This window comes from Roseobacter cerasinus (assembly GCF_009811755.1).
Classification (GTDB): Bacteria; Pseudomonadota; Alphaproteobacteria; order Rhodobacterales; family Rhodobacteraceae; genus Roseobacter; species Roseobacter cerasinus.
Genome location: NZ_BLIV01000005.1, coordinates 71347 through 96954 on the forward strand (window position 1 = coordinate 71347; position 25608 = coordinate 96954).

The 25608-nt window shown below is 63.3% G+C and carries 21 protein-coding genes and 1 pseudogene; 9 read left to right on the top strand and 13 right to left on the bottom strand.

Annotated elements, in window-relative coordinates:
* Positions 1-8 precede the first annotated feature (8 nt).
* The 13 genes and pseudogenes from tssM to So717_RS22660 form a co-directional block, all read right to left on the bottom strand.
* Positions 9-3461 (bottom strand): type VI secretion system membrane subunit TssM, encoded by a 3453-nt coding sequence (gene tssM / locus So717_RS13400; RefSeq protein WP_159978123.1) that lies wholly within the window; start codon positions 3459-3461, stop codon positions 9-11.
* The gene (icmH, locus tag So717_RS13405; RefSeq protein ID WP_159978125.1) at positions 3458-4942 is read right to left on the bottom strand and encodes a type IVB secretion system protein IcmH/DotU; all 1485 of its coding nucleotides are present in this window, start codon (positions 4940-4942) and stop codon (positions 3458-3460) included. Before icmH ends, tssM begins: the two co-directional genes overlap by 4 nt.
* Positions 4939-6273 (bottom strand): type VI secretion system baseplate subunit TssK, encoded by a 1335-nt coding sequence (gene tssK / locus So717_RS13410; RefSeq protein ID WP_159978127.1) that lies wholly within the window; start codon positions 6271-6273, stop codon positions 4939-4941. Before tssK ends, icmH begins: the two co-directional genes overlap by 4 nt.
* On the bottom strand, positions 6270-7514 hold the full coding sequence (locus So717_RS13415) for a type VI secretion system-associated FHA domain protein (RefSeq protein WP_159978129.1): 1245 nt from the start codon (positions 7512-7514) through the stop codon (positions 6270-6272). The genes tssK and So717_RS13415 overlap by 4 nt, the downstream gene beginning before the upstream one ends.
* Positions 7504-8517, bottom strand: a complete 1014-nt coding sequence (gene tssG / locus So717_RS13420) for a type VI secretion system baseplate subunit TssG (RefSeq protein ID WP_159978131.1) — start codon at positions 8515-8517, stop codon at positions 7504-7506. The genes So717_RS13415 and tssG overlap by 11 nt, the downstream gene beginning before the upstream one ends.
* Positions 8514-10289 carry a type VI secretion system baseplate subunit TssF gene (gene tssF, locus So717_RS13425; protein WP_159978133.1) on the bottom strand — a complete coding sequence of 592 codons (1776 nt, stop codon included), beginning with the start codon at positions 10287-10289 and terminating at the stop codon, positions 8514-8516. The genes tssG and tssF overlap by 4 nt, the downstream gene beginning before the upstream one ends.
* Positions 10286-10795, bottom strand: a complete 510-nt coding sequence (tssE, locus tag So717_RS13430) for a type VI secretion system baseplate subunit TssE (RefSeq protein ID WP_159978135.1) — start codon at positions 10793-10795, stop codon at positions 10286-10288. The genes tssF and tssE overlap by 4 nt, the downstream gene beginning before the upstream one ends.
* Positions 10788-11591: a type VI secretion system accessory protein TagJ gene (locus So717_RS13435; protein ID WP_159978137.1), complete on the bottom strand. Its 804-nt coding sequence runs from the start codon at positions 11589-11591 to the stop codon at positions 10788-10790. The genes tssE and So717_RS13435 overlap by 8 nt, the downstream gene beginning before the upstream one ends.
* Entirely contained in the window at positions 11588-13006 is a 1419-nt protein-coding gene (tssC, locus tag So717_RS13440) for a type VI secretion system contractile sheath large subunit (protein ID WP_159978139.1), read from the bottom strand. Before tssC (So717_RS13440) ends, So717_RS13435 begins: the two co-directional genes overlap by 4 nt.
* Position 13007: 1 nt before the next feature.
* On the bottom strand, positions 13008-14486 hold the full coding sequence (gene tssC, locus So717_RS13445; protein WP_159978141.1) for a type VI secretion system contractile sheath large subunit: 1479 nt from the start codon (positions 14484-14486) through the stop codon (positions 13008-13010).
* A complete protein-coding gene (gene tssB / locus So717_RS13450; RefSeq protein WP_159978144.1) occupies positions 14486-14989 on the bottom strand; it encodes a type VI secretion system contractile sheath small subunit in 504 nt (167 codons plus the stop codon). The genes tssC (So717_RS13445) and tssB overlap by 1 nt, the downstream gene beginning before the upstream one ends.
* Positions 14990-15036: 47 nt before the next feature.
* Complete coding sequence (locus So717_RS13455; protein ID WP_238840924.1) at positions 15037-15738, bottom strand: type VI secretion system protein TssA; 702 nt, start codon at positions 15736-15738, stop codon at positions 15037-15039.
* A 9-nt stretch (positions 15739-15747) separates the two neighbouring features.
* Positions 15748-16032: pseudogene (locus So717_RS22660) on the bottom strand (type VI secretion system ImpA family N-terminal domain-containing protein); the annotation flags it as partial.
* A gap of 254 nt (positions 16033-16286) precedes the next feature.
* On the opposite strand from So717_RS22660, the gene tssH reads away from it, so the two are divergent.
* The 9 genes from tssH (at position 16287) to So717_RS13500 (ending at position 25360) form a co-directional block, all read left to right on the top strand.
* Positions 16287-18881: a type VI secretion system ATPase TssH gene (gene tssH / locus So717_RS13460; protein WP_159978148.1), complete on the top strand. Its 2595-nt coding sequence runs from the start codon at positions 16287-16289 to the stop codon at positions 18879-18881.
* A 78-nt stretch (positions 18882-18959) separates the two neighbouring features.
* Positions 18960-19436 carry an Hcp family type VI secretion system effector gene (locus tag So717_RS13465; RefSeq protein WP_159978150.1) on the top strand — a complete coding sequence of 159 codons (477 nt, stop codon included), beginning with the start codon at positions 18960-18962 and terminating at the stop codon, positions 19434-19436.
* A gap of 127 nt (positions 19437-19563) precedes the next feature.
* Positions 19564-20262, top strand: coding sequence for a hypothetical protein (locus So717_RS13470; RefSeq protein ID WP_159978152.1), 699 nt, complete (start codon positions 19564-19566; stop codon positions 20260-20262).
* Positions 20263-20356: 94 nt separating this feature from the next.
* Positions 20357-20956, top strand: a complete 600-nt coding sequence (locus So717_RS13475) for a hypothetical protein (protein ID WP_159978154.1) — start codon at positions 20357-20359, stop codon at positions 20954-20956.
* Positions 20957-21011: 55 nt separating this feature from the next.
* Positions 21012-23360 (top strand): type VI secretion system Vgr family protein, encoded by a 2349-nt coding sequence (locus So717_RS13480; RefSeq protein ID WP_159978156.1) that lies wholly within the window; start codon positions 21012-21014, stop codon positions 23358-23360.
* 1 nt (position 23361) lies between these two features.
* A complete protein-coding gene (locus So717_RS13485; RefSeq protein ID WP_159978158.1) occupies positions 23362-23619 on the top strand; it encodes a hypothetical protein in 258 nt (85 codons plus the stop codon).
* A complete protein-coding gene (locus tag So717_RS13490; protein ID WP_159978160.1) occupies positions 23616-24305 on the top strand; it encodes a hypothetical protein in 690 nt (229 codons plus the stop codon). Before So717_RS13485 ends, So717_RS13490 begins: the two co-directional genes overlap by 4 nt.
* A gap of 171 nt (positions 24306-24476) precedes the next feature.
* Positions 24477-24761 carry a PAAR domain-containing protein gene (locus So717_RS13495; RefSeq protein ID WP_159978162.1) on the top strand — a complete coding sequence of 95 codons (285 nt, stop codon included), beginning with the start codon at positions 24477-24479 and terminating at the stop codon, positions 24759-24761.
* Entirely contained in the window at positions 24761-25360 is a 600-nt protein-coding gene (locus So717_RS13500; protein ID WP_159978164.1) for a DUF4123 domain-containing protein, read from the top strand. Before So717_RS13495 ends, So717_RS13500 begins: the two co-directional genes overlap by 1 nt.
* The last annotated feature ends 248 nt before the right edge of the window (positions 25361-25608 follow it).

The window sequence follows — 25608 nt, forward strand, 5'->3', positions numbered from 1 at the left end:
AGCCTCCTTCAAAATCCGGTTGGGCAGCGGAAGGCGGCCAGGGCGGGCAATCGGAAGGGGTTCAGCACCGACCCGGAGGTCACGCGAAGATCGACCTTGCGGTCATCCACAACAAAGCTCACGTCGAACTGATTGTCCGCAACCGGGCGCGGATCCCCCTGATCAAAGAGCCGGAAGGGCGCCCAGGGGCCCGTGGTGACCAGCGCAGTCCGCCGATCCTGCGGCAGCAGCAGAATGCGCGCCTGGGCTGAGCCGTCGTTGGGCCAGGCCAGCACCTTGTTGTCCGACAGATCGCGGCGGTGGGTGGTGCGCATATTCCCCATATCGATCACCACGACGTTGGCGCCTGCGCCCAGCGACAACAGATCAATATCCAGATCGATGCGTGGCGCCGTGGCGCCATTGGGGAAAAACGCGCGCTGGATCGCGTCCGCGCGCTGAAACTGGCGCAATGCGCTGCTGTCCGCATCGTCGAGACCCAGCCCGCCGCGCCACGTCCAGACATCGCGCGAGGTGTCTACAAAGCCCGCGAGATTGGCGTCGAAGAAGCTATCGAACAACCCATCCGGGCCAAACACACGGGTGAAATCCGTCATTGTCACGTCGATGCGGGCGGCGCGCGAGAACGGGTAGCGGTCTTCCACGGCGGCGCGACACACGTCGACACCTTTTGCTTTCCACAGCGCATCAGCCGCAACACGCGCTTGCCCGACGGCTGCATCCGACACCCGCGCAGCCAGGCTCACAACCCAGGTGTCGACGGGGCGCGACAGCTGTCGGCCTTCGGCCACCAGCGCCTGTGACGCATCGCTCAGCGCGGTTTCCGAGGCCAGCATCTGCGCCGCCACAGGGTCCCGTGTGTCCAGACGCGTCAGCTCCTGATAGACTTGATCGAGGATCGGGGTGAGCGCTGCAAGGGGCTGATCCTCCTCTGTCTCTCCTGTTTCTGCCATGGCGCGGCGCAGCGGGCCGAACGGGTCCGGAGCCGTCTGCGGATCGAAAGGCAGCGCTGCCGACGAGACATCGGCGGGCAAGCTGGCCAAATCCGCCTCCTGCGCGATAGAGGCCGCCAGCCGCGACAAGGGCTTGGCCGGAGAGTTCACCTGCGAGACAAGCTCAGCCGCTTCGGCCAGGCTGCTGACCTCGCGGATGGTGATCGCACTGATGGCGCCGCGCCAGGCCACCATATAGTCGGCCCAGTAAAGCTCAATCGCCTGTGCTGCGATCTCGGATGGGGTGTCGGTGATGCGACCGCCAGGCCCGCGCACCCAGCCTTCTTGAGAGGCCGTCTCGGCCATCGCCATGATCTGCGGCAGCACCACACTGATGTAGCCCCGGCGCGTCAGCAGCCCGTCGATGGGCGTAGCGCTGGCGTCAAAAATCGTGCGGGCCGCCGGGCCGATGGCCCGCTGCACGGACCAGTTCGGCAGGGCGCGCGCGATCTGGCGGGCGGCCATCAGGTCAAGCACCCGCCGCGCCGGGCTGAGCGTCTCGATCCGCGCACGGGTCTGCGCCACAAGGGTCTCGTCAATCTGCAACACCGGCAAGGTGCCCCGCTCCAGCATGGCGGCCAGATGGGTGATCAGCGCCTCGCGGGTCGGCGCACGCCCTGTCCCGGGGTAGAGCCCCGCAAAGACCGTCTCGGCATGGGCCAGCAGACCATCGGGGTCAGTCGGACCCAGCCCGCCCAGCGAAAGATAGTGTTTGAGGGCCTCGAAAGCCTGCGCCTCCGTGAGATCCTCCTCGCGCAGTTGGTTTTGCAGGGCGACCATGTAGCGCGGCAACAAATAGGCCCCCAGCGCATTGGAATAGGCCTGCGCGTGCTCTTTCGAAATACGCGCGGACCGATCCATGCCAAAGCCCGCGCGGTGCAGCGGCAGTGCGCTGTCCGCATCCTCGAACGCAGCCGGGCTCTGCGCTAGCAGATTGAGAGCGGGCAGCACCCGCAGAAAGTCGGTGTCGGCGACATCGCGAACGGGGATGTTCCGGGCGAGGTTGGCATAGTCGGTCAACCGCGTGTCCACCGAGGCCAGCGCGGTGCGGTTGAAACTGTAGCCGGACCCCCAGGCCCCGATCAGAAACAGTGTCAGACAGGCCGCAAGACCATACCCCAGCCCGGTGGCGACACGCTGGCGCCGCTCGACCTGCGTGTCACGGGACACCAGCGCCGCTTCTTTCAGGATCACGTCCGAGAACAGACGATCCACGAAGTAGCTGCGGTTCATCGCACTGGCGGGGATCGGAATGCCGCTGGCGCTGCGCGGCGGGGTCAGCGGCTCATCCTGCGTGGCGGAGGCGAAATAGACCCCCCGGATCAGCGGCTCCGCCACCCGGTCAGAGCCGGAGGCCAGCTCCTCCACCACCTCGCGCAGGGCGTCATGCAGAGCGGAGACCTGAGCTGGAAAACGGAAGATGCGGCCCCGCTGGTCGATATCGGTTTCCTGTTGCAAGCGCTCGACCAACATGGCGTTGAGACGCGCAAGCAAGGCCTGGAACTCGCGTGAGAAGATACCCGGGAGGGCACCTGCGGTTTGCGCCTCCTCCAGTGGGAAGGTGATGCCCCAGACCTGCCCGCGCGCCTGTGCTCCGAGGCTGTCAAAGAACCGCGGGAAGCCGGTCAGTTTGTCGGCCTTGGTGAGCACCAGATAGACGGGCACGCGCGCGCCAAGCGTCTCTTCGATCTCGGACAGGCGCTGGCGGATGGCCCGCACCTCGCGCAAACGGTCTTCCGGTGATTGGGTCAGAACGTCCGTCAATGACAGCGTCAGCACCACGCCATTGATCGGCTGTTGCCGCCGGCTGCGGCGCAGCATCTTGAGAAAGCCCAGAAAGCCCTTCGCATCGCGCTGCTGACCCGTGTCCTGCGTGGTGTAACGGCCTGCGGTATCGATCAGAATGGCACGATCTGTGAACCACCAGTTGCAATTGCGCGTCCCGCCGACACCCTGAACCGGTTCGGCGTGCATGGCGTCACCCAGCGGGAACTTGAGGCCCGAGTTCGTGAGAAGTGTCGTCTTGCCCGCGCCCGGCGCGCCCATCATCAGATACCACGGGTACTCATAGGCCGAGCCAAAGCGCCGCCGGGTGATGCGCCGCATGGTCTTGAGCGCATCTTTCAAGCGGCTGCGCAACTCGGTGATCTCGGCCTGTGTCTCGGCGGCGGCACGATCCTCGGCGGTTTCAGTGACCGCGTCGTCCAGCGTCTTTGCGGCACGGCGGCGGCGGAGCCGCGAGACCACCATCCAAAGCAGATAGATGACCACCACCAACGCCATTAGGATCAGGCGAGGCCGCGCCTCAGCCAGCGGGGCCGTGCCCCCCAGCGACAGGCGCGGCCCGAAGATCCAGATCACACCGCAGATCGCGCAGATCCAGATGATGCCAATAAAGCGGCTGCCAGCAATCCCAGAATAGGCCTGCACGGTCGAGCGGAACGAGGTCCACATGCTCAGAGGATTCATCGGGCAACCTCCGTCTCGGTCAAACCCTGGCTCAACGCCCCTTGCGACAACAGCCCGGGCGGAATGTCGTCCCCAGCCTCCCGCACCAGAATCTCTGTCCGGCGGTTCGCTTCGCGGCCCTCAGGTGTGTCGTTTGAGGCGATAGGCCGCTTATCCGCCAGCCCTCGGATCTCGGTGCGATCAGAGGCGATGTAGCCCAGGAAGATATCCCGCACGGCAGCCGCGCGGGCATTCGAGAGGAATTCGTTGTTTGGGTAAGGCGCTGAGACGATGGGCAGGTTGTCCGTGTGGCCGAGGATCAGCACATCAAAGTCCTCTGCCACCAACGCTTGCCCGATGCGGTCAAAGATAGGCACAAAATCTGCGTTGATCTCGGACGTGCCTGGCGCAAAGGCGCCCGCATTGTTCACGCGCACCAGCACCGCATCGCCATCCCGGAACAGCCGGACAAGGCCTTCGTCCACCTCGGGCTGAAGGAAGGCGATAAGTGTTTCAATCGCTGGGGTGCTGGGCGGCTCCGGCGCGGGGGGCTCCGGGTCTACCGCCACCGGTGCGGGCTGCGGCGCAGGTTCCGGCAAGGGTGTGGGCGGCGGGGGTGGCTCCGGTAAGGCCAGCGACGGCACGTCGCCTGGCGGCAGTGCGGCCATCCGCTCAAGCGTGGCTTCGGCGCTGCGGTTCAGCAGCAGGCTCAGCGTCACAAAAAGCGCCAACAGAAGCAGAAGGGTGACACCGCTGATCAGCCAGAACATCAGGCCGCGCCGGGTGCGCGTGTGTGCTGCGTCCTCGCCCTGCCATTGCGGTGACAGATCACGCTCGACAATGTCAAATTCGGTGCGCAGCACGCGAAAGAGGTTCTCGCGCACCTGCGCCAGTTCAGTTGCCCCGCGCGGGCTGACCCGGGCGCGCCCTTCGAAGCCCAAAGACAAGCACAGGTAGATCAGCAGCAGGATGTCGCGGTTGGCACGCGGCGTTTTCTGGAAATGGCCGAGCAGGTCATAGACGCGCTCGCCGCCCTGCACGTCGTGGTGAAAGGTCGAGACAAGGCCATCCACCGCCCACTCGCCGCCCCAGTCCGTGTTGCGGATCACATCATCCAGCGTGCCGCAGACCACGTAGTGCGCCGCGCGCGCCTGTTCGGGCAGGATACCCGCCGTTGACAGATCGGAGTTGTAGCGCCGCACCGCCTCGGTCAACTCGCGACGCAGGGCCCCCATCTGATCGGTATAATCATTCTGGCGCAGCGCATGCGCGAGGTTCAGCAGCGGGGCTGCGCGTGCCACCATGATGGGCAGGTCACCGGTCTCAAACCGGAAGCCTGCAAGGATATCCGCAACCGACAGCGACGGCAGCGGGCGCACCGGATCGGGCGCCACCGATGGCGCAGTGGGAGCCTCGGGCTTGCGCCCGCCGGGTGTCGGCAAGACGATGCGCGGCAGGTCGTCTTCGTCGTCGGGTGTGGATCCAGCGGTTGAACGGCTCATGCCCGCACACCCCACAGCTCCATTTCGATCCCCGGAAACTCAGAGGCCAGATGAATCGCCACCGCCCCGCTGTCAGAGGTCGCACGCCACATCTCGTCTTGCGTATCCAGCTCGAAATACACTGTCGAGGCGCGGTAGGGCAGTTGGCGCGGGGCCACTGGCAAGGGGCGCACGGGCACACCCGGCAGCGCCACATTTACCAGCTCAGAAATACGATCCACCGGGCCAACCTTGATCTGGTTGGGCAAGGCGCGTCGCAATTGCTCCTGAGGAATATCCGCGCGGGCGGCCAGCACCATACCCGCCTCCTGTCGCAAGGCGGCGTCGGCGATCATGCCCACACGCACGCCATGGCGCCGCTGCTCCAAGGGGATCGGCGTGGCCGATTGATCCAGCACAGCCGAAAGCGCGCGCCGCAGCACCTCCATCACCGGCGCAAAGGTCGCCTCGGGCGTCATATGCACATACGGAGCGAGATCCGGCGCCAATGAGTCCTCGGCGGTGAAGGTCGCAAGCTCCCCGGCCAATTCAGCCAACATGCGGTAGACCGTCTCGGGGTGCAGCTGTGCGGCCTGCGCCTCCATATGTGCAATCTGGGGCGTCGCGCGATTGAGCGCCTGCAGCATCATGTAGTCGCCAAACTCGGCCCCGCCGCGGATCGACGGGTCACCCATGCGCCGCGCAATGGCGACAGCGCGATGCTTCAGCAGGCCCAGCAGTTCCGTCAGATACCCGCGCAAGCGCGGTGCGGCGCCAAAACTCAACACCGGCGGCACCATGTCCTCTTCGAGGATCACGGAGAGATCGGCGCGGGTTTCGGCAACGCGGGCAATGGGCAGGCACTCGAACCCCTCCCGGTCCTGCGCCTCCGTCTTCAGGCTCAGTGCCAGTCGCCCGACGGTGACCGGTGCCGTGAAATCCGCATCCGCATTGGCATCAGCCGCCTCATAGTCGGTGCGGCTGTGGCGCGCAGCGGAGGAGCCGCCCTCCGGCCCATACTCGGGCTGGCCCGCCTGGTGCATCGGCAGGGCGAGGTAGATTGTCGTCGCGCCTGACCCTTCGGCCAGTTGCACCGGCGCGGGCAGATCGGCCTGATCCGGGGCAGCGAAGGGAGTGCCATCCGGCATGATGCCCGCAATGGCCGTCAGCGCCACGCGACCCACACCCAAGGCGGCACGATCCAGCGCGATTTGCGTCAGCCCCCAGGGATAGGGCACCAGCGGCTCGGTCCGGTCGCGGATCAGGCGTTCGACCCAGCGGTCAGCCTGCTGAAAGTGCTGAGGGCGAAGGAACATACCCTCGGTCCAGGCAACGCGATTGTCGGTTTTCACCTTGGACGCTCCTCTTGGGTGGTATTGGGATCTGTGGGCTCAGACGCAGGTGGCATCGCCTGGCGGATCGCATCGGCCAAGGCAGCCTCTGTCAGGGGGGCTGCGGCGTAGCGGCTGCGATAGGTGGCCCAGGCCGCACCGGATCTGTTCAAACGGGCGCTCACGCCGCCTTGGGCATCGGTGGCGGCTTCGATCAGATCAGGGTCAAATGTCTCACCGGCCCTGCGCGCAAAGCTTTGAATCCCGGACCAGAGCGCGCGTGTGCCCGCCTCAAGATCAGCAAGCCGGGTGCTGAGCAACTGGAGCGCAAACGCGGGCGATTTGGAGACACTCATCAACGTGGCATCCGCTTGCCGGGTGGCCGCATGCGGTAAGGGGTTTGCCAGGTCGAGCTCTGCTCCGATCTGTGCCTGTGCGTCTTCCAGACGCGCCACTGCATCCAACAAATCGCGCAGCATCCGCCCAAAGGCTTGCATCTGGGCAGGCAGGTCGCCTTGCACCTCCTCCGGCAGCAGCTGCACACCTTTCAGGAAGGCGTCGACTGCCGGGTCTGATGGCGCGGGTTCTTCCGTATCAGTCGCTGGCAAGGCACGCCCAATGCGCAGCGTGACCTCGGCCAGACGCGACTGGGTCATCCGGGTGGAGGTCTCGGAGGGCGCTGTGGTCAGATCCCAGTCAGGTGGCAGGAAGGGGCCGGAGGGCGCCGATACGGCGCCAAGCGGGTCCTCCTCAACCTGAGGCTTGCCGGTTTTCTCGTAGCTACCAAGGCTCATCCATTCCGCGCGCGGCGCCGGAGTGGTGGTCAGCGCGCTGATCCAGTCCTCCTTTTCTGCCGTGCTCCCTTGCGCAGATCCAACAGTCGCTGGCTGGGCGGCACGCGACAGGATGGACGAGACCGTGGGCTGCAAAGTGGTGGTGTCGTCTCCGACCAAGGCATCCGCCATGCTTCCGGCAGCGCGCAGCTGGTGGCCTGCAACCATCAGAACCGCGCCGGGCAGCAGCGCGCGCGGCATGTCCGCCGTCAGGGCCCGCTGATCAAGATAGGCGGTACCGCTTTGCAAAACCGCCATCAACCCATCCGAGGTCGGGGCGATCCTGATGTCGCCCGGTGCCTCTTGTGTCAGAGGCAAACGCCATGTGGCCCCCGCCGACGTGCCGATGACAAAAGGCGTTTCAGTGCCACCAACCAGACGCACTTCACCCGCAGCGGGTCCCGTTATCAGCTCGATCTTAAGCTGCACGGGTCACCTCCTTTTCCATGCTGGGCGGGTTTGCGGCGAGCGCGCCGTCGATCACGACCTCGTCGCTGTCCTGAGCCGCTTGCGCGGTCAGCGCCCAGCAGTTCCACCCCAGTTGCGCCGTATCACTCAGCTGCGTTTCACGCACATCCCGGCGGTCGAGCACAATTTGAATGTCGAACTCTACCACCGGCCCAAGGTACAGTTGCGTCAGCTGCGCAAGTTGGGTCAGGCGCGGCTGCCCGAAGCCAAGCGACAGAAAATCCGCGTAGCGGACAGGACCCACAACAAGGCGCACCTGCCCCGTTCGGTTGGGCACATAAGCGCCCGCAGCTGTGGTCTGGCCCAGCGCACCCTGCCCGCTCAGGCAGGTCTGATCCTCCAGCGGCATGGGACGCCAACGCCGGTGGAACTGCAACACACTCACGGGCAGATCCAATTCCGCCTCGGCCATGGTCTGCAGACCCAGTGCCGAGCGGGTCCGCTGCGCAAAAAGGCCAACATGGCGCAGTGTTGCCTCCTGCCCCAGAGGCAGTCGTGCCGCAGTACGATCCGTACCAGCGCCCATCAACGCGCGCAGAGCCTGCAGCAGACGGTTTTCGCGGGGCGCGACCCATTGCAGAAGGTTCGGCAGATTGTACTTGCCGGAGGCCGCCGCAAAAAGCAGCGTGAGCCGACCGGCAAAGAGATCAAAAAACGCACCCAGCCCGCCCGCGCCGCGCCTCCGGTCGGCCGCTGCCAGTTCCGTATAGGCCAAAGGCAGTGGCGAGAGCGGTCCGGTCAACCCGCCCAGCGCCACATCAACGGTCACTGCGTCACCATCCGCGGCCACACCCGCGATGGCGACAGGAGCCAGCCGCGCCTCGGTCACGGCGCGAATATCCAGCGGCACCCCACGTGCCTCCGCCTCCTGCGCAGCAAGGCGCAGCGCGACAATCGCGTCAAACCGGTCCGGGGCTTCGGTCAGATCCTCAAACAGGCCTACGGTCTCAGGAACATCGGTCATATCAACGCCTCCTCACCGGCGCGGGCGTCGAACCGGGCCAGCGTGTCAGTGCGGTTCTTCATGCGCAGCGTCAGCCGGGTGAAGGTATTTATGGTCGTGTAACAGCCCAGAAACCGGTCAATCACCGCGCCGAACAGCACCGCCTGCGCGGCGCTGATGCGGTTGTCGTCAAAGGTCAGCATCACATCGGTGCCCGTGACCGTCACACCGCCCACACGCCCCAAACCGCTGCGGGTTTCAAGCGCGTCGATGGCATCGATCATCTGCGCCATCTCCGGCCCGTCGCCGGGATCGTAGAGCCGCAGGATGTCCCGCAAGGCAGCAGCCCCAGCAGTATCCAGTGAGAGGTGGTTCAAAGACAGATGCGAGATCAGAGACCATGCGCGGTCGGCATCCGCCGCAGCGCCACGATGCGCGGTGGGCGCGCGCAAACAGGTGATGCCTGCGACCACATCCTGCGGCGAGATCAGCGCCAGCCGGGGCTGCCCGCCGCCAAAGGGCAGACGGCTGGCCAGCGTGCCATTGGTGGCCAGAACCTCAACGCTGGCGGTGCTGTCGCGCCGCACCGAAGCCCGGTTGCGATGATCGACAAAGGCGATGGCGGTGGCACCCGGCGCGTGGCCGTCCGCGTCCGAAAGCCGTTGCAATTGCCAGAACACGCCGCCGCTGCGGTGATCGGTCAGCCGGTGGAAAAACGGCGGGCAGGTCTCCTCCGTCCCATTAGGATGGGTCAGGGTCACGCGGCGCACCGAATGCACCGCGCGGGTCCGGGGCCGCCGGGCATCAGCCTGAAGCGGATAGCTGCTGCGTGTCCCGTCGAAGGGTACGGGTTCGGTGCGGGCCGGAAAGAGGTTGATCGCCGGCGTCGCGTGCAGGGTCAGCGCCTCCGCCCCGATGCCTCGCAAGGTCTCATCGGCGGCTGCGTCGAAATACAAGAACAGCTCTGTTGCCGGTCGGGGTGGCAAAGACGGCAGCGCAAGATCGAAGAACAGGAATTTTTCAGGCAGAACCGCAAACTCCGTCAGCATGCGGTAGCCTCGGAAGCTGCCCTTGGGGTAGGGCAACAGCGCCGTGTCCGCATCGAACCCGATGGGCCGCAGGGCGCCTGGCGCGATCTCCAAAGGCTCGGGGTCATTGGCGTGCTGAGCCAGGACGCTGCCCAGATGGTGCTGCAGGAAAAGCCGCGCCAAAGCCGGGGCCTGCTGGCCCGGGCCGGAGAGGTAGAGGCGCAGGGTCTCAAGCCCGATCTCCTGCAGTGGCGCCCCATTTGTCGTGCGCAGGCTGATCCGCAGACAAGCGCGCGCCGCCTTAGGACCCATGGGCGCGTCAAAGGGGCGCGCCATCATGCGCACACTTTCAATCTGCAACGGCGCCAAGACCACATCCTGCGTTGTGGCAAAGCGCACGCGGTCATTGTCGAGGGTCTCGGAGGCGGCTTCGGTCCCGCGCGGCACGGTGGTGGCCACATCCAGACCGACATCGGGAGTGAAGGCCAGCACGGTCAGTGCCGGGGTCGGCGCGAGGTAGTGCGGATAAAGCGTCTCAAGCAGGCTGTCCGTGAGCTCGGGCAGGCTGTCGTCCAGCTTTTGCCGGACCCGGGCGGCAGTATAGGCGAAGCTCTGGATCAGCCGCTCCACATGCGGGTCATCCGCCGTGTCCGGCGCCAGCCGGAGCCGCCCGGCCAGTTTCGGATAGCTTGCGGCAAACCGACCCGCGCGGCGGCGCAGCGCGGTCAGCTCTGCATTGTAGAACTCCAGAAACCGCCCGCTCATCCCACCGGCCCCTGGCCGTTGGTGACCGCAAACCGCCCCGCAACCGGGTCCATCGCTGTCTCGAACACCATCGGCGGCAGACCCGGGCGCGCGGTGTAGCGCCCCGAAATCCGCAGCCGCAGCGTGCGGCGCGACGGCACCGGGCCGGCAACCAAAGACACCTCGACGCCCTCAAGGCGCGGCTCGCAGCGGGCGATCCGGGATTTCAGGCTTTCGGCAAATGCAGCGCGCTGGCGCGTCGTGGTCAGACTGGCGGAAAAGAAATCCTCGACACCATAGGTCAGCAGGCTGTCACTGAGCGCCTCATAGGCCTTGGGTGGTGTCCGGGGCATCCGACGGGTGTTCAACAACCACTCCAGATCCCGGCGCAGTGCCGCTCGGATGCCATCAAGCGTCTCGGCCTGGGTCACGGGCGGGTCCCGCTCCCGATCAGGGTCGGTGTCGACCAGCCGGTCGATCAACGACGGCTGAAGCCGGTCCGGTCGGAGGCAGCGAGCATTATCCATAGGTCAATGTCAGCCTTTGGATGTCGTGCAGCGCCACGATGTTCTCACCCGCAAGAAAGGCGCGCTGCCCGTAGGCACGGGTCAGACCGCCCGGCATTGGCGCATAATCGGTGCTGCGAGCCAGCCGTTCTTGCGCCGTGCGCGGTGCATCATAGGTGGCGGGCAAGCGCAGGTCTGCTCCTGATCCGTCGGTCAGCGTCACCCGGGCCGGACGGGCAACAAGATCCAGCACCGAGGCCAGCGGCGCGAGGATCACGTCGCTCAGTTTGCTGAAGTCGAGCCAGAGATAGTGCCCTCCGGGGGTGAACGCCTCCAGCGCATGGGGCAGCCGGTCATCCAGATCGCGAAGCCCTTCAAAGGGTGCACCGTTCAGCGTTCCATGTACGGGCTCCACTGCGCCGTCGAGCATCTCTGCTGCAGCTTCGATCTCTGCCGCCCGCTCGGCGCCAAGGGCTATGCTCAGCTGCAGTGCCGCACGGTCTGCATGCGTTGGGCCAAGCGGCATGTCGGGCATGGCCCCAGCCGCCCACCACTCCGCCCGTGCGTGCATCGCCCGCAGATACTGCCTCAGTTCCGCCACCTGCAGCGCCGCCCTGGGAGCCAGCTGTTGCGCCATGCGGGCGTGGGTCTCGGCCCGTTCCAGATCGCCCGCAATCGCAAGAAGCTGCGCCAGTGCCACACGGGCCTCAGCGGCCTTCGGATCCGCCTTGACGCGGGCAACGGCCTGCGCGCGAGCCTCGTCGAAACGGTCTTCGTTCACGAGATCGGCCAGGGTTGGCGTATCGGTCACGCTCATGCAGTGATCCTTTCGGGGCTGATCTGCCCGCTGGTTTCCGAAATCAGGTGAAAGCTGGTGGACACATCATCCAGCTGGAAATGCGGCTGCAGCCGGACCGTTGCGGCATAGATGCCAGGGCGCCCAAGCACCGGCGCCACGCTGACCGAACCGTTGCGCAGCGGATAGGCCGCCTTGAGGTCCTGATCGGCATCGTCATTGCCCAGACAATATTCGCGCAGCCAGTCGGACAGCCGGTGCTCAATTGTTTGCGCGTCAGCCACCGTGCCCACGGCGTCGCGCATCATCACCTTGAGGTAATGGGCAAAGCGCGACGCGCAGAGGACATATTGCAGCATCGCGCCAAGCCGCGCGTTTTCCGTGGCCACCGGGCTGTCGTAGGTTTCAGGGCGGTGTAGGGACGGGTTCGCGGTGAAGACGGCTTCGGGCTCCAGATAGAGCGCCGTCAGTGGCACGATGCCCCGGGCGATCAACGCGTCCTCCTGCGCCGAGGTGAAGCGGGTCTGCACGGGGGCCTGCGCGGACAGACCGTGTCGGTCCGTCCCGAAATCATAGGCGCCGAACCCGGGCACACGCCCACCGCCGCTACCGTCCTGAAAAGCACCCCGGATCGCCGCATACCAGCCGCTGTCATGAAACGCGGCCATCACGGTCGCGGCAAAGGCAAAGGCCCCCGAGACAAAGAGCGGGCGCCCCGCTGTCTCGTCAAAGGTAAAACCATCCGTGCGCGTGATCTCATAGCGTCGGTAGGCGCGGCGCAGGGCAACGCGGGGGGCTACCACACCGACAAAGCGCGTGTCGTCCTTTTGCCGCAGCCTGTCCCAGCGACGGGCATCGTCGAGCGACCGGGCGCCTGTCTGCACGTCTGTCAGGTCGGCATAGGCGGGAATATCGGCGAAATCATCCACCCCCAGCAGGTCCGGCGCCGCCCCCAGGATCACCGGGCAAAAAGCCGCCGCCGCCACGCGGGACAGCCGCCCCAGCGTCTCCACCTGATCGCCGCGCTTGCGGTCGGTCGTGGCGCTGACGTCATAGTCGCCAACGATCAGGCCAAAAGGCAGGCCACCCGGCATACCAAACTCGCCATCATAGATCAGCTGATAGATATGGCTCTGGTCGAAATCGACCGCCCGTTCCAGATCACGCCGCAGGGCTGACCAGCTGACATTCAGCACGCGAACCAACACCCGCCCCGGCCCGCTCTGCGCCTGGTCCACCAGCCGGGCAAGTGCGCGCCACCGGGCTTCCATGGCGCGGAAGTCCGGGTGATGCAGGATCTCATTCACCTGTTGGGTCAAGGCAGCATCAAGGGCAATGATCAGCCGATCAATCCGCGCGGCAAGGACCCGATGTGCCGGGTCCCCACCAAAGTCGCGATCAATCACCGCCCCGATATCGCGAACCGGGGCGGTCATGTCAGGACTTCTCAGGAATGCGCGCCACCATCCGCAGCGAGGTGGTCAGCTCTTCCATCTGAAGCCACGGGCGCAGCCAGGCCACCGCGTTGTAGCTGCCCGGACGGCCCGGGATCTCCTCAACCTTGACCCGCGCGTCGCGCAGCGGATATTTGGCCCGGTTCTCCGCCCCCGCTGCATCATTGGCGTTGACGTAATTGTTGATCCAGCGGTTCAGCCACTCTTCACAATCCTCCGGCTCCATGAAGGAGCCGATCTTGTCGCGGCCAATGACCTTGAGGTAATGCGCAAAACGTGAGGTTGCCATGATGTAGGGCAGACGTGCGGAAATCGCGGCGTTCGCCGTCGCCTCGGGGCGATCGTACTTGGCGGGTTTGTGCGTGCTTTGCGCGCCGAAGAACACCGCGTAGTCGTGGTTCTTGTAGTAGCAGAGCGGCAGGAAGCCCATCTTGCCCAGTTCCGCATCCCGACGGTCGGTGATGGCAATCTCGGTGGGGCATTTGATATCCGTGTCGCCTTCATCGGTGGCAAAGAGATGCATCGGCAGGCCTTCAACCTTGCCGCCGTTTTCCGCACCGCGGATCGCCGTACACCAGCCCGTCGCCGCAAAAGCCTCGGTCAGGCGCGTGCCCATGACGTAGGCGGCGTTCATCCAGCAGTAGTTGTTGTGCGGAATGCGGTCGCCATCATAGGCGATGGCCTCATTGTAGTCGAACTCGTCAATCGTGCGAGTGTCAGCGCCATAAGGCATGCGCGCCAGCACGCGCGGCATGGTCAGGTTGACGAACTTAGAATCCTCGCTCTCGCGGAAACCTCGCCATTTGGCGTATTCCGTCGCATCGAAGATCTTCGACAAATCGCGCGGCTTGCTCAGCTCAGTATAATCGTCAAAGCCAAAGAGCTTGGGCGAGGCTGCCGAGATGAAAGGCGCAAACGCCGCCGCCGAAACATGGCTGAGGTTGGTCAGGCATTCGAGGTCTTCAAAACTGTTGTCGAACTCGAAATCCCCGATCAGCGTGCCGATGGGCTCACCGCCGGGTGTGCCAAACTCATCCTCATAGATCGCCTTGAAGAGGCGTGACTGATCAAACTCCACAGCCTTGGCCAGATCGCGCCCGATTTCTTTCTTCGAGGCGTTCAGCACCCGGATCTTGAGGTTCGATGAGGTGTTGGAGTTCTGCACAAGGTGCTGCAAGCCGCGCCAGGACCCTTCCAGCGCTGCGAACTCAGGCGACTGCATGATCTCGGCCAGCTGCGTGCTCAGTCGCGCGTCGATCTCTTCGATGGCCTTGGTCAGCGTGATTGTCAGGTTGCGCGAATAGCTGACGGTGCCGTCCAACGCGGCATCCGTCAGGGTTTTCAGCAACTCCTTGGTCCGGTCCGGCTCGGTCTGGCGCGTGGCGCCAATAACCTGATCCAGCAGACTGTCATCCTGCGCCGTCTTTGTGGCGACAGCGGCATTCTGTGTTGCAGCAGCCATTATTTACCCTCCTCGCGGCCAAGATCATCCATCAGTTCTTTGAGCGCGTCGTTGTCCTGCAGCATCCGCTCCAGCAGCACTTCGAGCTCTTCCGAGCGGTCGGCCTTGCTCAGCAAATCGCGCAGCTGGTTGCGGCTCTCCAACAGCTTCTTCAGCGCGGGCACCTGATCGACCACGCGTGCAGGCTCAAAATCCTCCATGGATTTGAACGCGAGGTTCACCCGCATGTTATCGTCTTCCTCAGACAGCGTGTTGTTGACCTGCAACGACAGCCCAGGCGTCATCCGCTCAAGCACATCATCGAAATTGTCCTTGTCGATCTGAACAAAGCCACGCTCTGAAAACGGTTTGAGATCCTGCGTGGGCGTGCCCGAAAAATCCCCCAGAACGCCAACGACGAAGGGCAATTCCTTCTCGACCATCGCGCCTTCGGTTTCGACTTCATACTTGATATGGACCCGCGGCTTGCGCACCTGATCCAGTTTGTCGTGAATACTCGCCATTTAAGTGTCTCCTGTTGAAATTTCGATGACGGGCAGCCCGGCGCAGGTCACGTGCCGCCCGTGCTGTCAGATTTGGTCTTTCCGATCCCGGCGGAGGTCATGACCGCCTGTCGCGCGTTGGGGTCGGGGATCAGCTCTTCGATCAAGGTCAGAAAATCCATTCGCCCGCGCCGCACCAATGTCTCCAGCGTGTCGGCGATAGGGGAATGCGGTTCTGCATGGCGGAAAAAGCGCGCGATCTGCAACAGCTGCTCAAACGCATCCTCGCGGTTGCGGATCGCGGTCGTGCTGACTTCGGCAGATGCTTCCATGGACGGCGCGCATGGCTCTCTTTCGACATCCGCAGGCATCCCGTCCAGATTGGCCAACCGGCGCAGAACCGCCTCCGATTCACCCAAGACGTCCAGGATTTGCGAAAATGGCGGGGCCTCTCGCCCCAGCAACTCGGTCAGCGCAGCATCGCACGCTCTGACGGCATCTCCGGCTACTTGAATATCTGCCAAGGTGTCACCTGCGGCTTTGGCGCCGCGCGCGGCCAAGGCCGCTGTCATCTCAGCCTCCGATCCCGCCTGCGCAGACCATAAACAGGCCTCGCCATAAGACGCGCCCTTGGCCAGCGGCAACAACCGCAACGGCTGTATCAAAGAGCCTTCGCGACCAACCCCGTTCAATGACGAAATCATGTCAAAAGGACGGTCGTCAACATCTTCGCTTTGCGGGTGCAGCATACGCCCGTATACCTTAACCATATCGGTCAAAACTGCGACCGAATTAATAATTCCAGCATGGCCATTGAGACGAGTTTCCGCCTCAATCAGCCAAATGGCAACTTCAATATCTTTACCGACGTTGCGGATAGTCTTTTCCGCAAGCAGGGCAATTTCAGCCCACTGCGGCGCAACGCGCAATTGGCGGTCTGATTCATCTTGTATCTCTTGTCTACGCTCATCGTCACGAGCTGCCGACCGCAAATCCCTCAACCGACGATAATCCGCCTGTCCAACCGGGGAAATGCGCGGGTTGTCGCCGACACCGGTGCCCATGTCGCGAATACCAGACTGGAGTGACACGTTAATCCCCCCTCATAGCGAGAAAATAATACTATTATTAAACATGATGTTATGCAGTTTCCAACTGCGATTCGGATTTTCACACTACACGATAGACATCTGAATGCAGCCGAAATTAGTCCTTGAACTGCACGAGACGAATTGCATTCTCATGGCCAAATCAACGGTGAGGAATCATAGCTCCGAGCACAACCGGAAGCTGATTGTTTTGTATTGATGTTTGGCCTGTGTCAGTAATTGATTTACACATTCTTATTCGGCGCTTGACGCCGGAATTGTCGGGCACTCTGGAAAGTGCGGCGGCAATTGCAGTTCGAAATGGGCATACCTCAATTGAATTAGAACATTGGTTTTTTGCACTTGCCGACGGAGCCGTAAAGACCTCAATTGAAGCCGCTGCCGTTAACCCGGCAGAAGTCAGGTCGGAAGCAGCAAAATCAATTGAATTGCTGCGTCGCGGCAAGCCTTGCACACCCGCAATGAGCCCGCAGATTACAGAGCTTTCAAGAGAGGCCTGGGTGGCCGCATCGCTCCGGTTTTCCCACGCTCAGATTACCCCTGAAGTGCTGCTTTTGACGCTTGGTTCGGACACCACGCTGCGCGGGCATGTTCGACGCGTTGCGCCTGCTCTGCTGAAGCTCAACTTGAGCCATTTGGAGCAGGTTGCACAAAACCACGATGGTGCGTCAGCGGACGATGAAATCCGCGCAAAGGCGCCTTCAAACTCCGGAGGTGAGCGTTTTCTCAACACCTATGCGCACGATCTGACAGCACAGGCGCGTGCGGGCGAGATCGACCGGATCGTCGGGCGGGACGCAGAGCTGCGGCAAATGGTGGATATTTTGCTGCGCAGGCGCCAGAACAACCCCATTCTGCTGGGGGAGGCGGGCGTCGGCAAAACTGCTGTCGTCGAAGCTTTTGCTCTCATGATCGCGGACGGACGTGCGCCAGGGTCGCTAGCGGATGTAACGCTCTACACACTTGATATGAACCTTCTGCAGGCGGGTGCGGGCGTGAAGGGCGAGTTTGAACGCCGCCTGACCGGCGTGCTGGATGAGGTGCGTGATAGCCCGACGCCGATCATCCTCTTCATCGATGAGGCGCACAGCCTGATCGGCGCCGGAGGTCAGACCGGACAGGGGGATGCAGCCAACATCCTCAAGCCGGCACTGGCCCGAGGAGAGCTGCGCACAATTGCGGCAACCACTTGGAGTGAATACAAAAAACACTTCGAGAAGGACCCGGCCCTCACACGCCGCTTTCAGTCGGTCAAGGTTGACGAGCCGGATATCGACACCGCCGTCCGCATGTTGCGCGCCATTGTCACGCGCTTTGAAGAGCATCACGGCATTGCCATCCGCGAAAGCGCCTTGCGCGCAGCGGTCGAGCTGTCCGCCCGCTATCTGCCCGAACGTCAACTGCCTGACAAAGCGGTCAGCGTGATCGACACCGCCGCCGCTGCGGTCCGGCTCAGCCGGGATGTCGACCCCGAAGCCCTGCAAGCCCATCAGATCGAGGCGGAGCATCTGCGCGCGGAACTGGGCCGGCTGCGGTCTGAGCCCCCGACCGCAGGTGCACCGCGCGAGATCGCCAGACTGACCCAAGAGTTGACCCGGGCCGAGCAGGCCGCTGAGGTCATCGCAGCGGAACTGGCCCACCATCGCGCGCTGGCAGATGCCGCTGACGAGGTTGCGGCCAGCGGGGCAACAGATGCGCTCACGCAGCTCGGGACCCTGGAAAAGCAATTGCAGAAAGCGGGGGGAGAAAGCCCGCTGGTCAGCCGTGTGGTCGACGCGGAGGCGGTTGCTCAGGTCATCGGTCGCTGGACCGGTGTGCCATCTGGGCGGCTTTTGCGCAGCCAGATTGCCGCAGTGGGCACGCTTGCAGACCGGATCAAGACCCGCGTCATCGGTCAGGACGCCGCCATCGAGACATTAAGCGAAGCGATGCGCGTGGCGCGTGCAGGGCTCAACGATGCCCGCCGCCCGCAAGGCGTGTTCCTGATGGTCGGCACCTCCGGTGTGGGCAAGACCGAGACGGCGCTGGCACTGGCGGATGAGCTTTTTGGCGGCCCGCAGGGGCTGACGGTCATCAACATGTCGGAATTCAAGGAAGAGCATAAGGTCTCGCTGCTCATGGGCTCGCCCCCCGGCTATGTCGGCTATGGTGAAGGCGGTGTGCTGACCGAAGCGGTGCGGCGGCGGCCCTATGGCGTGCTGCTGCTTGATGAGATCGACAAGGCGCACCCAGGCGTGCAGGACATTTTCTATCAGGTATTCGACAAGGGCAGCCTGCGCGACGGCGAAGGGCGCGATGTCGACTTCCGCAACACCACGATCCTCATGACAGCGAACACCGGGACAGACACCCTCGCCACACTGGCTGAAGACCCCGAGACCATGCCCGACGCGCATCAGATCCCCGATCTGCTGAAACCCGAGTTGCTGGCGCAGTTCAAACCGGCCTTTCTAGGCCGCCTGACGGTTGTGCCCTTCCTGCCGCTGGATGCAGACACGATGGGCAAGATCGTCGATCTGCAACTTGGCAGAATCGCCGACCGCGTGACGGGCCGCTATCAGGCTCGGACCGAGGTGACCCCCGCCGCCCGCACGCGTCTGGCACAGGCAGCACAAGCTGGTGATGCCGGCGCCCGCGCGATCGAAACCATGCTCTCGCGCGATGTCCTGCCGCGCATTGCTGACCTTTTCCTGAATTCGGTGGCGGATGGGTTTGTCCCGCGCGCCATCGAGATTGGCGTCTCAGCGGATGGGGCCGGCTTCACGGTGTCCGCCCTTGGAAAAAGGAGACGCCTTGCAAGCTAGGAGGAAGGCCGCCTGCGGCCTCTCTCCTTCCTCGACGTTCACGACCACCCGTATTTCTATGTTTTAAGGAGCAAGACCATGCCGATTTACCTGCAAATGGACGGAATTCCAGGCGACGCGACACATGAGACGCATCGTGCCTGGATGGACATCGAAACCCTGCACTGGAATGTGGCCCGCAATATGAACACCCAGGCCGGGTCCACCGCAAACCGCGAAGCCTCCGAGCCGACCGTGTCGGAAGTTGTTCTCACCAAGGTGACGGACAGCTCTTCCACCCGCCTCTTTGCCGAGGCCTGCACCGGCCGCACCGGCAAAACGGTCACAATCCATCTGGTCACAACCGGCAACCCCGGCGACACCTATGTGGAGTACATCCTGACCAACACGCTGGTGTCCAACTACTCCGTCGACACATCGGGCGACCGCCCGGTCGAAACCATCCGGCTGAACTTCACCAAGATGGAAGTGAAGTACACGCCGCATGACGAAAACCACAGCCCGCAGTCGCCGATGATCGCCTCCTACGATCTGACGACGACACGCGCGGCCTGATCCTGAAGGACCCGGGCGCGCCCCGGGTTCGCGTTCAAACATTTGTGGTGGCCGCCTGACCTTTTGACAGGCGGGCGGCCCCGCTCCTTCAGCGACCCCACCCCACCGACTGCAAGGACGAGAACAAATGCAAGACTGCAACCACACCCCAAAAATCACCCGCAGCCCGGCTGTTGCCAACCCCTGCGCCATCACTCGCAGCCAGTGGGATGCCTTCTGGGCGCGGCGCGAGCGCACCAGCCCCGCCCGCGACTGGACAAATTACACCGATGGCGGACACTGGATGGGGTCGGGCAAGGACCCAAGCCATCTGGGCAAGCAGGAGTTGTCGACATCCTCGAAGGCCGCGCTGCACCTCTCCTGGCCGACCAACGGCTGCGTGCAGAAATTCCGCGAACAGACCAGCGAGATCAACTTCAAGGTCAGCGTCATGGCTGGCATCCTCGCAGGCCTTGCCACCCGCAACGCCGGGCTCGGCACAAGCATTGGCACCGGGGTCGGCACCAGCTGGCTGCTGGATCAGGCGGGCGGTCTGCGGGTGCATCGCGGATGGTCCTATGCGCTGGAAGTGGAGTGGTCTTTCACCATCGCCAGCCGCCCCTCCTGGCGCGAACCGGACATCGACCTGTCGCTCAACCGCAAGGAAACGCTGCGTGACGAGACCGGCAAGGCGCAGTATTTCAAGACGCACACCCACAAGGAAGATCGCGCCTCTGAATGGCCGCCTGACATGCTCTGGACGTTTGTCTCGGGCGTGACCGGGACCACGGATGGGGCGACGCGCATCGTATGCCCGGATGCCAGCGTGCTGGTGCATTCCGATTGATCTTCTCCCGCTTTCAACGAGGCGCCTTGCTCATGTCATTTGATCACAGCGTATCACATGCCAGACTTTGCTGTCCTGACGAAGACTGCAAGAGATGACGGGCGCGCTGCATCCACTGGCCCGCAGCCTGCCTGTTGCAGTCGTGCTTGGCGATGCAATTGTGGTCCTCTGCCCGCGCCGGAGGGTGCGCCTTAATGCGCTCACGGCGGCACTTGCCGATGCGCCGTTTGCGGACCCTCTGCACAACAGGGCCCGGCCTGCCCCACGCAAGGCGGGATACGCAATGAAAGAGGCACTCCAAGACCAAATGAGAGAGCGCGCGGCGATGGCCAGTCGTTTTGATGCCGATGCCGTTGTGGGGGTCTGCGACATCTATCCAGGCCGATCGCCAAGGGACTGCCAAGGCGATCGGCGCAAGATCGAGCGCAAATACCTGCTCAGCCGTTGCAAAAGCAACCGCATTCTCGACGGGCGTGAACGCTACGACACCCGGCGCCAGCACTCCGGGTCAAACCTTCCCGGGCGTTGGGTGCAGGAGCAGGGCATGAGCTGGAAGGACCAGCACAGCAGGCTGGTCGAAACCAAAATCCAGCGCAAGGCCGCCCGGTGTTATGGGGAATACTGCGAAATCGCCCAGCTCCTTTGGTCCGTGAATTTCGAGACTGGCAGCAAACTGAAGACGAAACTGCATTGAGACACTGGCCACCCCGGCGCGCACCAACACCGCGCCTAAGCTGATCGAGGTCACTATGAACGCTCCGAACTATATTCAGGCCGACCGCATCCTGCGCATCGATGGGCTCCTGGGGTCTGATCAGTTGCTGGCAGAACGCCTTGATCTGCGCGAGGAAATCAGCGCCCTCTTCGAAGGTGTGGTGCAGGTCCGATCCAAGCGGGATGATCTGGCCCCCGATCAGATCGTGGGCCATACAACAGACATCTCGCTGGAGCTCGGAAACGGCGAACGGCGGGCCTGGAACGTGCTGGTCACCGACATGGCGGTCGGGCCCAAGATCACGCGCGGGCTGCAAAGTTACCGGCTGACCTTGCGCCCCCAGATGTGGCTGCTCAGCCAGAAGAGCGATTGCCGCATCTGGCTCGACAAAACATCGGTGGAGGTGTGCGAAACCTTGCTGTCTGAGCATGGCCTGCCTGCGCCTGATACCTCGGGCGTGGTCGAGGCACCGCAGCCGCAACACTATTCCGTGCAGTACAATGAGACGGATCTGGCCTATCTGACCCGACGGCTGGAAGAGGACGGGATCTTCTACTGGTTCACCCACACGCCTGGCCAGCACGTGCTGCACATCGCCTCGCACACTGCCGGCTACACCGGAGGCGAGGACGTGCGCTTTGCCCATGGCTCCACCGACCGCAACCATATCAACCGCTTTGAGACGCGGTTTCGCTACACGCCCGGTGTGCGCACCGCGCGGGATTGGAACTTCAAGACCCCCGGTGCCGTGCCCGAAGGGACCGCGCCGTCCACTGTCGCGCTGCCCTCCAACGGCAACTACGAGCTTTTTGAGTATCCGATGATTGGGGGCTATGGTTCGGGCAAGGCGTCGGACGCAATTGAATCGGCCCGGATCGAGACGCAGACCAAGCTGCGCATGCAGGCTTCAGAGGTGGAACACCGACAGGTCGATGGGGCATCGAACCAACGCACGCTGGCACCTGCGGCCAAGTTCACACCCTTTGATGTCGCCAACCCCGAGACCACCTTTGACGAGCACGTCATTCTGGCGATGGAGCATTCGGTTGTCGACTCCAGCTATGAAACAGGAGGGCGCGATCCGGACTACCAGAACCGCTTTGTCGCCCTGCCCGCAGCTGTCCCCGCCACCCCTCACCGCACAACACCGCGCCCGCGCATTGACGGCACGCAGGTCGCCGTGGTGGCAGGCCCCGAAGGCGAAGAGATCCACCCCGACGAATACGGGCGCATCAAGCTGTGGTTTCCCTGGGACAGGCGGGCGGCTAAGGATGGCTCCGACACCTGCTGGGTGCGTGCCATGCAGAACTGGGCGGGCGCGGGCTATGGCGGGCAGGTCATCCCGCGCATCGGCATGGAGGTCATGGTCACCTATCTGGAGGGCGATCCGGACCGCCCCGTTGTCACCGGCGTGGTGCCCAACGAGCGCCAGACGGTGCCCTATGATCTGCCTGGCAACAAAACCCGGACAGTGCTGCGCTCGAACACACACAAAGGCGACGGGTTCAACGAAATCTCATTCGAAGATGAAAGCGGCAAGGAAGACCTGTTTCTGCACGCGCAAAAGGATATGACGCAAAAGGTGCTGAACAACCAGTCCGCCAATATCGGAGCTAACCGGGTTGAGACCGTGGGTGCCAGCCAGACGCTGCAGGTTGCTGACAACGTGGTTGAGCGCATCGGGCGCAACCGCAATGTCTCTGTCGGGGGGCAGTCGCTGCAGATGTTGTCGTTCCTCAGCCCGCTGCTGCAGGCTGGCGGGCGCATGTTCCAACGATCCGGTCAGCGGACGGGGGCCACGGCCATCACCGATGTGGCCGGTGACTTCACCGGTGACGTCAATATCGCCAATGAAGCCGCGATGCTGTTGGGCAACAGCGGGTTCCAGCAATCGGGCGCACACCGGCAGGGTCAGGGCGTTGCACAGGCCAGTCAGGCCGCGTCCCTGGCAAGCCGAGCGGCCGGGTTGATCGCAGGCTCCGGCTTGCTGAACAGCTTTGTGGAACGGATTCGGACAGACACCGTTGGGGTCGCCCGGACCGAGCATGTGGGCATCGCAAAGAACACCATCGTTGGTGACATGCAGTCCACCTCCGTCGGCAAGACCAAGAAGCTTGCCGTCGGCGAAACCTATGATTATGAGGCGCGCCAATCGATCTTTGGCCGGACGGTGCACCATACGCTATCCGCCACCGATACCTTCCGCATCGCGGGCCCCGGCGGAACGATCATCATTGATGCTTCGGGTGTGACCATCAAAACCAACCACTTCAAGGTGAAGTCTCCCAGCGTCGACTTTACCTCCGGCTCTCCCGATCAGGTGGAGGCGCTGCGCTCAGACAAGCCCTTCGTCCAGGAATGCAAAGAAAAGAGCTCAGGGTGATATGACCGACATCATGCGCGACTGCCCCAATAGCCCCGATCCCGAGTTGATAGAGGGCACGCAGGACTGGCCGAGGCGCAAGCGCCCGGCGCAAGACGGTCGGGACGGCCCCACATGGCGAAACCCGGCTCCCTGGCGGTTGGCGATCAGGATCGGCGAGAGAATTGCTGCCGCAGCCTTTGCTCCGCTGGGTCTGCCAGCCGGAGGCGACACTCTTGGTCGCAGTGCCGTCGCTTTGTCCGAGACCGCAATACAATGAATACCTTGGGCTTGATCTCCGCCAAACGCCCTCATCTATGGGAGCTGGCCTATTTCGCCCTTGATCTGGGATATGCGCATTATGCCACCTATCTTCCGGATCACGCGGATCAAGTGCACACCCTCGCCCGGCGAATCATCGATACGTCGGGCCACAGCGATGATCCCAGCAGACTTGCCGCTGTGCTCGCGGCACTGCCCGCACAAGACGCCAGTTTTGTCACAAGCTGGATCAACACCAGCTATTTTGCCGAAGATCGGCTGACCTCGTCGCGCTGCCTCGCACAGGGGGCAATCGGGCGCGGCTGGGTCGATGCATTGGGCTTTGCCTCCGCAGAAGACGCTCAGGCGGCGCTTGGTCGAACCGTCTTGCAGGCGTTTGACGATCTGGCGCACGCACAGAACACATTGTTCCTCAGGCTCGATGACGCAGCCATTGCGCTGCGCGACAAGCCGGTCTCGTCTGGTGATCAGCAGCTTCTGTCCGCCTATCCAGGTTTGGGAACCGTCGCGGATACGCTGACCTATCTGACAGACTACATCCTGGGCGAAACGCTCTGGCAAGCGCTGACGGATATCGCACCGGACCCAGCAGTGCTGGAGATCCTCGACCACCGCATGAATACGCGGCTGGCCCTTGGCGGGCGGGGCATGGCGCAGGTCAACTGGGCGGAGGTCATCGCATGAGCCTGCGGTTTTCCATCTCCCCGAAGCGGCGCATGCAGACCGCACATTCCACCGTCTGGTCCTCGACTGTGCCACACCCGCTGGAACGCGCCGACGCCCGCTTAGCTCTGCAGGCCAGACCATGAAGGAATGCGCCCGACCCCCCCCCACCCTAGATACCGGAGTCTGCTGATGTCTGCCAAACCCGTCGCCCTTCTCGGCCACGAACACACCTGTCCCAAGCACCGCAGCGGCGGGCCGATCACCTCTGCCGGGCAATCCCATGTCCGGGTCGACGGCATTCCGGTCGCAGTCGAAGGCGGAATATGCCTGTGCAAACGCAAGCCAAGCTCAGATGATCTTGTCAAAGGGTCGAGCAAGGTCCGCATCAACGGCAAGGGGGTGATGCGTGTCGGAGACAAAACCGGGCACGGCGGGCACATCGTCCTTGGCCACACCCATACGAAGTTCTGCTGATGTCCAACGACCTTGCAAGCCTCTTCCCACATGATCCGGTCAAAGCGCAGCGCGATGATCGGCTGCGCACGCTCTTGTTCGATCTGCCCGACACTGCGGACGGTGATCCAATACGCAGCTACCTGCTTCTGGATGCTGCCGCAGCCCCCGAAATCGCAACCTATGCGTTGGCCTTCCCCGAACCCGCATCCTGCCTCTTTGACGGCGACGCTTATGAAGATTTGGCGGACGTCGCGCCTTGGGTCATTCAGATCGACCCGTTTGGGGACGCCTTGGATTGGTATCTGGACAGGGGGTGGGGTCAGAACTGGGGCGTTTTCGTTCAGACCGCCCTGCCCCTTGCGCGGCTCAAGACCCGACTGAAAAGCCACCTCTATGTCTCAAGTGAAGACCAGGGGAAGATGTTCTTCAAGTTCTACCGTCCGCGCACGCTGCGCGACTATCTGCATGCTTTTGAGCCTGAACAGCTATCAAATTTCTTCTTCAAGCTCGAGGCTTATGTGGTCGAAGGTGCGGACGTCAACGAAGCGATGAAATTCAGCTGCGATACGGAGGGATCATTGTTGCGTGAAACCCTCAATTTGCGACCCGACGCGTGACCCCACATCAAAGGGAGATCTTGATGCGGTCAGAAGGCAGTCCATTCCGTGGCTTGAAAGCATGTATCTCGCGGGTCACATCGACGCGCTTGAACGCATCGAACCCATAAGCTGTCGGCGCATTTGACTTTGAACAACACCTTGCCGTTTCAAAGGTGACGTCAGGCCCTATATGCGCCGCCGGTGCACCTGGGTTCGGTGACACCACCCAGATCAATGCAGCAGATCACCCTTCCCCAGGGTGACCT

What these genes read in the sequence shown, in the direction of transcription:
- tssF (WP_159978133.1), bottom strand. Translation starts at nt 10,289, where the DNA reads ATGAGCGGGCGGTTTCTGGAGTTCTACAATGCAGAGCTGACCGCGCTG.
- So717_RS13490 (WP_159978160.1), top strand. Translation starts at nt 23,616, where the DNA reads ATGAATACCTTGGGCTTGATCTCCGCCAAACGCCCTCATCTATGGGAG.
- So717_RS13485 (WP_159978158.1), top strand. Translation starts at nt 23,362, where the DNA reads ATGACCGACATCATGCGCGACTGCCCCAATAGCCCCGATCCCGAGTTG.
- tssG (WP_159978131.1), bottom strand. Translation starts at nt 8,517, where the DNA reads ATGACCGATGTTCCTGAGACCGTAGGCCTGTTTGAGGATCTGACCGAA.
- So717_RS13455 (WP_238840924.1), bottom strand. Translation starts at nt 15,738, where the DNA reads ATGGTTAAGGTATACGGGCGTATGCTGCACCCGCAAAGCGAAGATGTT.
- tssM (WP_159978123.1), bottom strand. Translation starts at nt 3,461, where the DNA reads ATGAATCCTCTGAGCATGTGGACCTCGTTCCGCTCGACCGTGCAGGCC.
- So717_RS13465 (WP_159978150.1), top strand. Translation starts at nt 18,960, where the DNA reads ATGCCGATTTACCTGCAAATGGACGGAATTCCAGGCGACGCGACACAT.
- So717_RS13495 (WP_159978162.1), top strand. Translation starts at nt 24,477, where the DNA reads ATGTCTGCCAAACCCGTCGCCCTTCTCGGCCACGAACACACCTGTCCC.
- tssC (WP_159978141.1), bottom strand. Translation starts at nt 14,486, where the DNA reads ATGGCTGCTGCAACACAGAATGCCGCTGTCGCCACAAAGACGGCGCAG.
- So717_RS13470 (WP_159978152.1), top strand. Translation starts at nt 19,564, where the DNA reads ATGCAAGACTGCAACCACACCCCAAAAATCACCCGCAGCCCGGCTGTT.
- tssB (WP_159978144.1), bottom strand. Translation starts at nt 14,989, where the DNA reads ATGGCGAGTATTCACGACAAACTGGATCAGGTGCGCAAGCCGCGGGTC.
- tssE (WP_159978135.1), bottom strand. Translation starts at nt 10,795, where the DNA reads ATGGATAATGCTCGCTGCCTCCGACCGGACCGGCTTCAGCCGTCGTTG.
- icmH (WP_159978125.1), bottom strand. Translation starts at nt 4,942, where the DNA reads ATGAGCCGTTCAACCGCTGGATCCACACCCGACGACGAAGACGACCTG.
- So717_RS13500 (WP_159978164.1), top strand. Translation starts at nt 24,761, where the DNA reads ATGTCCAACGACCTTGCAAGCCTCTTCCCACATGATCCGGTCAAAGCG.
- So717_RS13475 (WP_159978154.1), top strand. Translation starts at nt 20,357, where the DNA reads ATGACGGGCGCGCTGCATCCACTGGCCCGCAGCCTGCCTGTTGCAGTC.
- tssC (WP_159978139.1), bottom strand. Translation starts at nt 13,006, where the DNA reads ATGACCGCCCCGGTTCGCGATATCGGGGCGGTGATTGATCGCGACTTT.
- So717_RS13480 (WP_159978156.1), top strand. Translation starts at nt 21,012, where the DNA reads ATGAACGCTCCGAACTATATTCAGGCCGACCGCATCCTGCGCATCGAT.
- So717_RS13435 (WP_159978137.1), bottom strand. Translation starts at nt 11,591, where the DNA reads ATGAGCGTGACCGATACGCCAACCCTGGCCGATCTCGTGAACGAAGAC.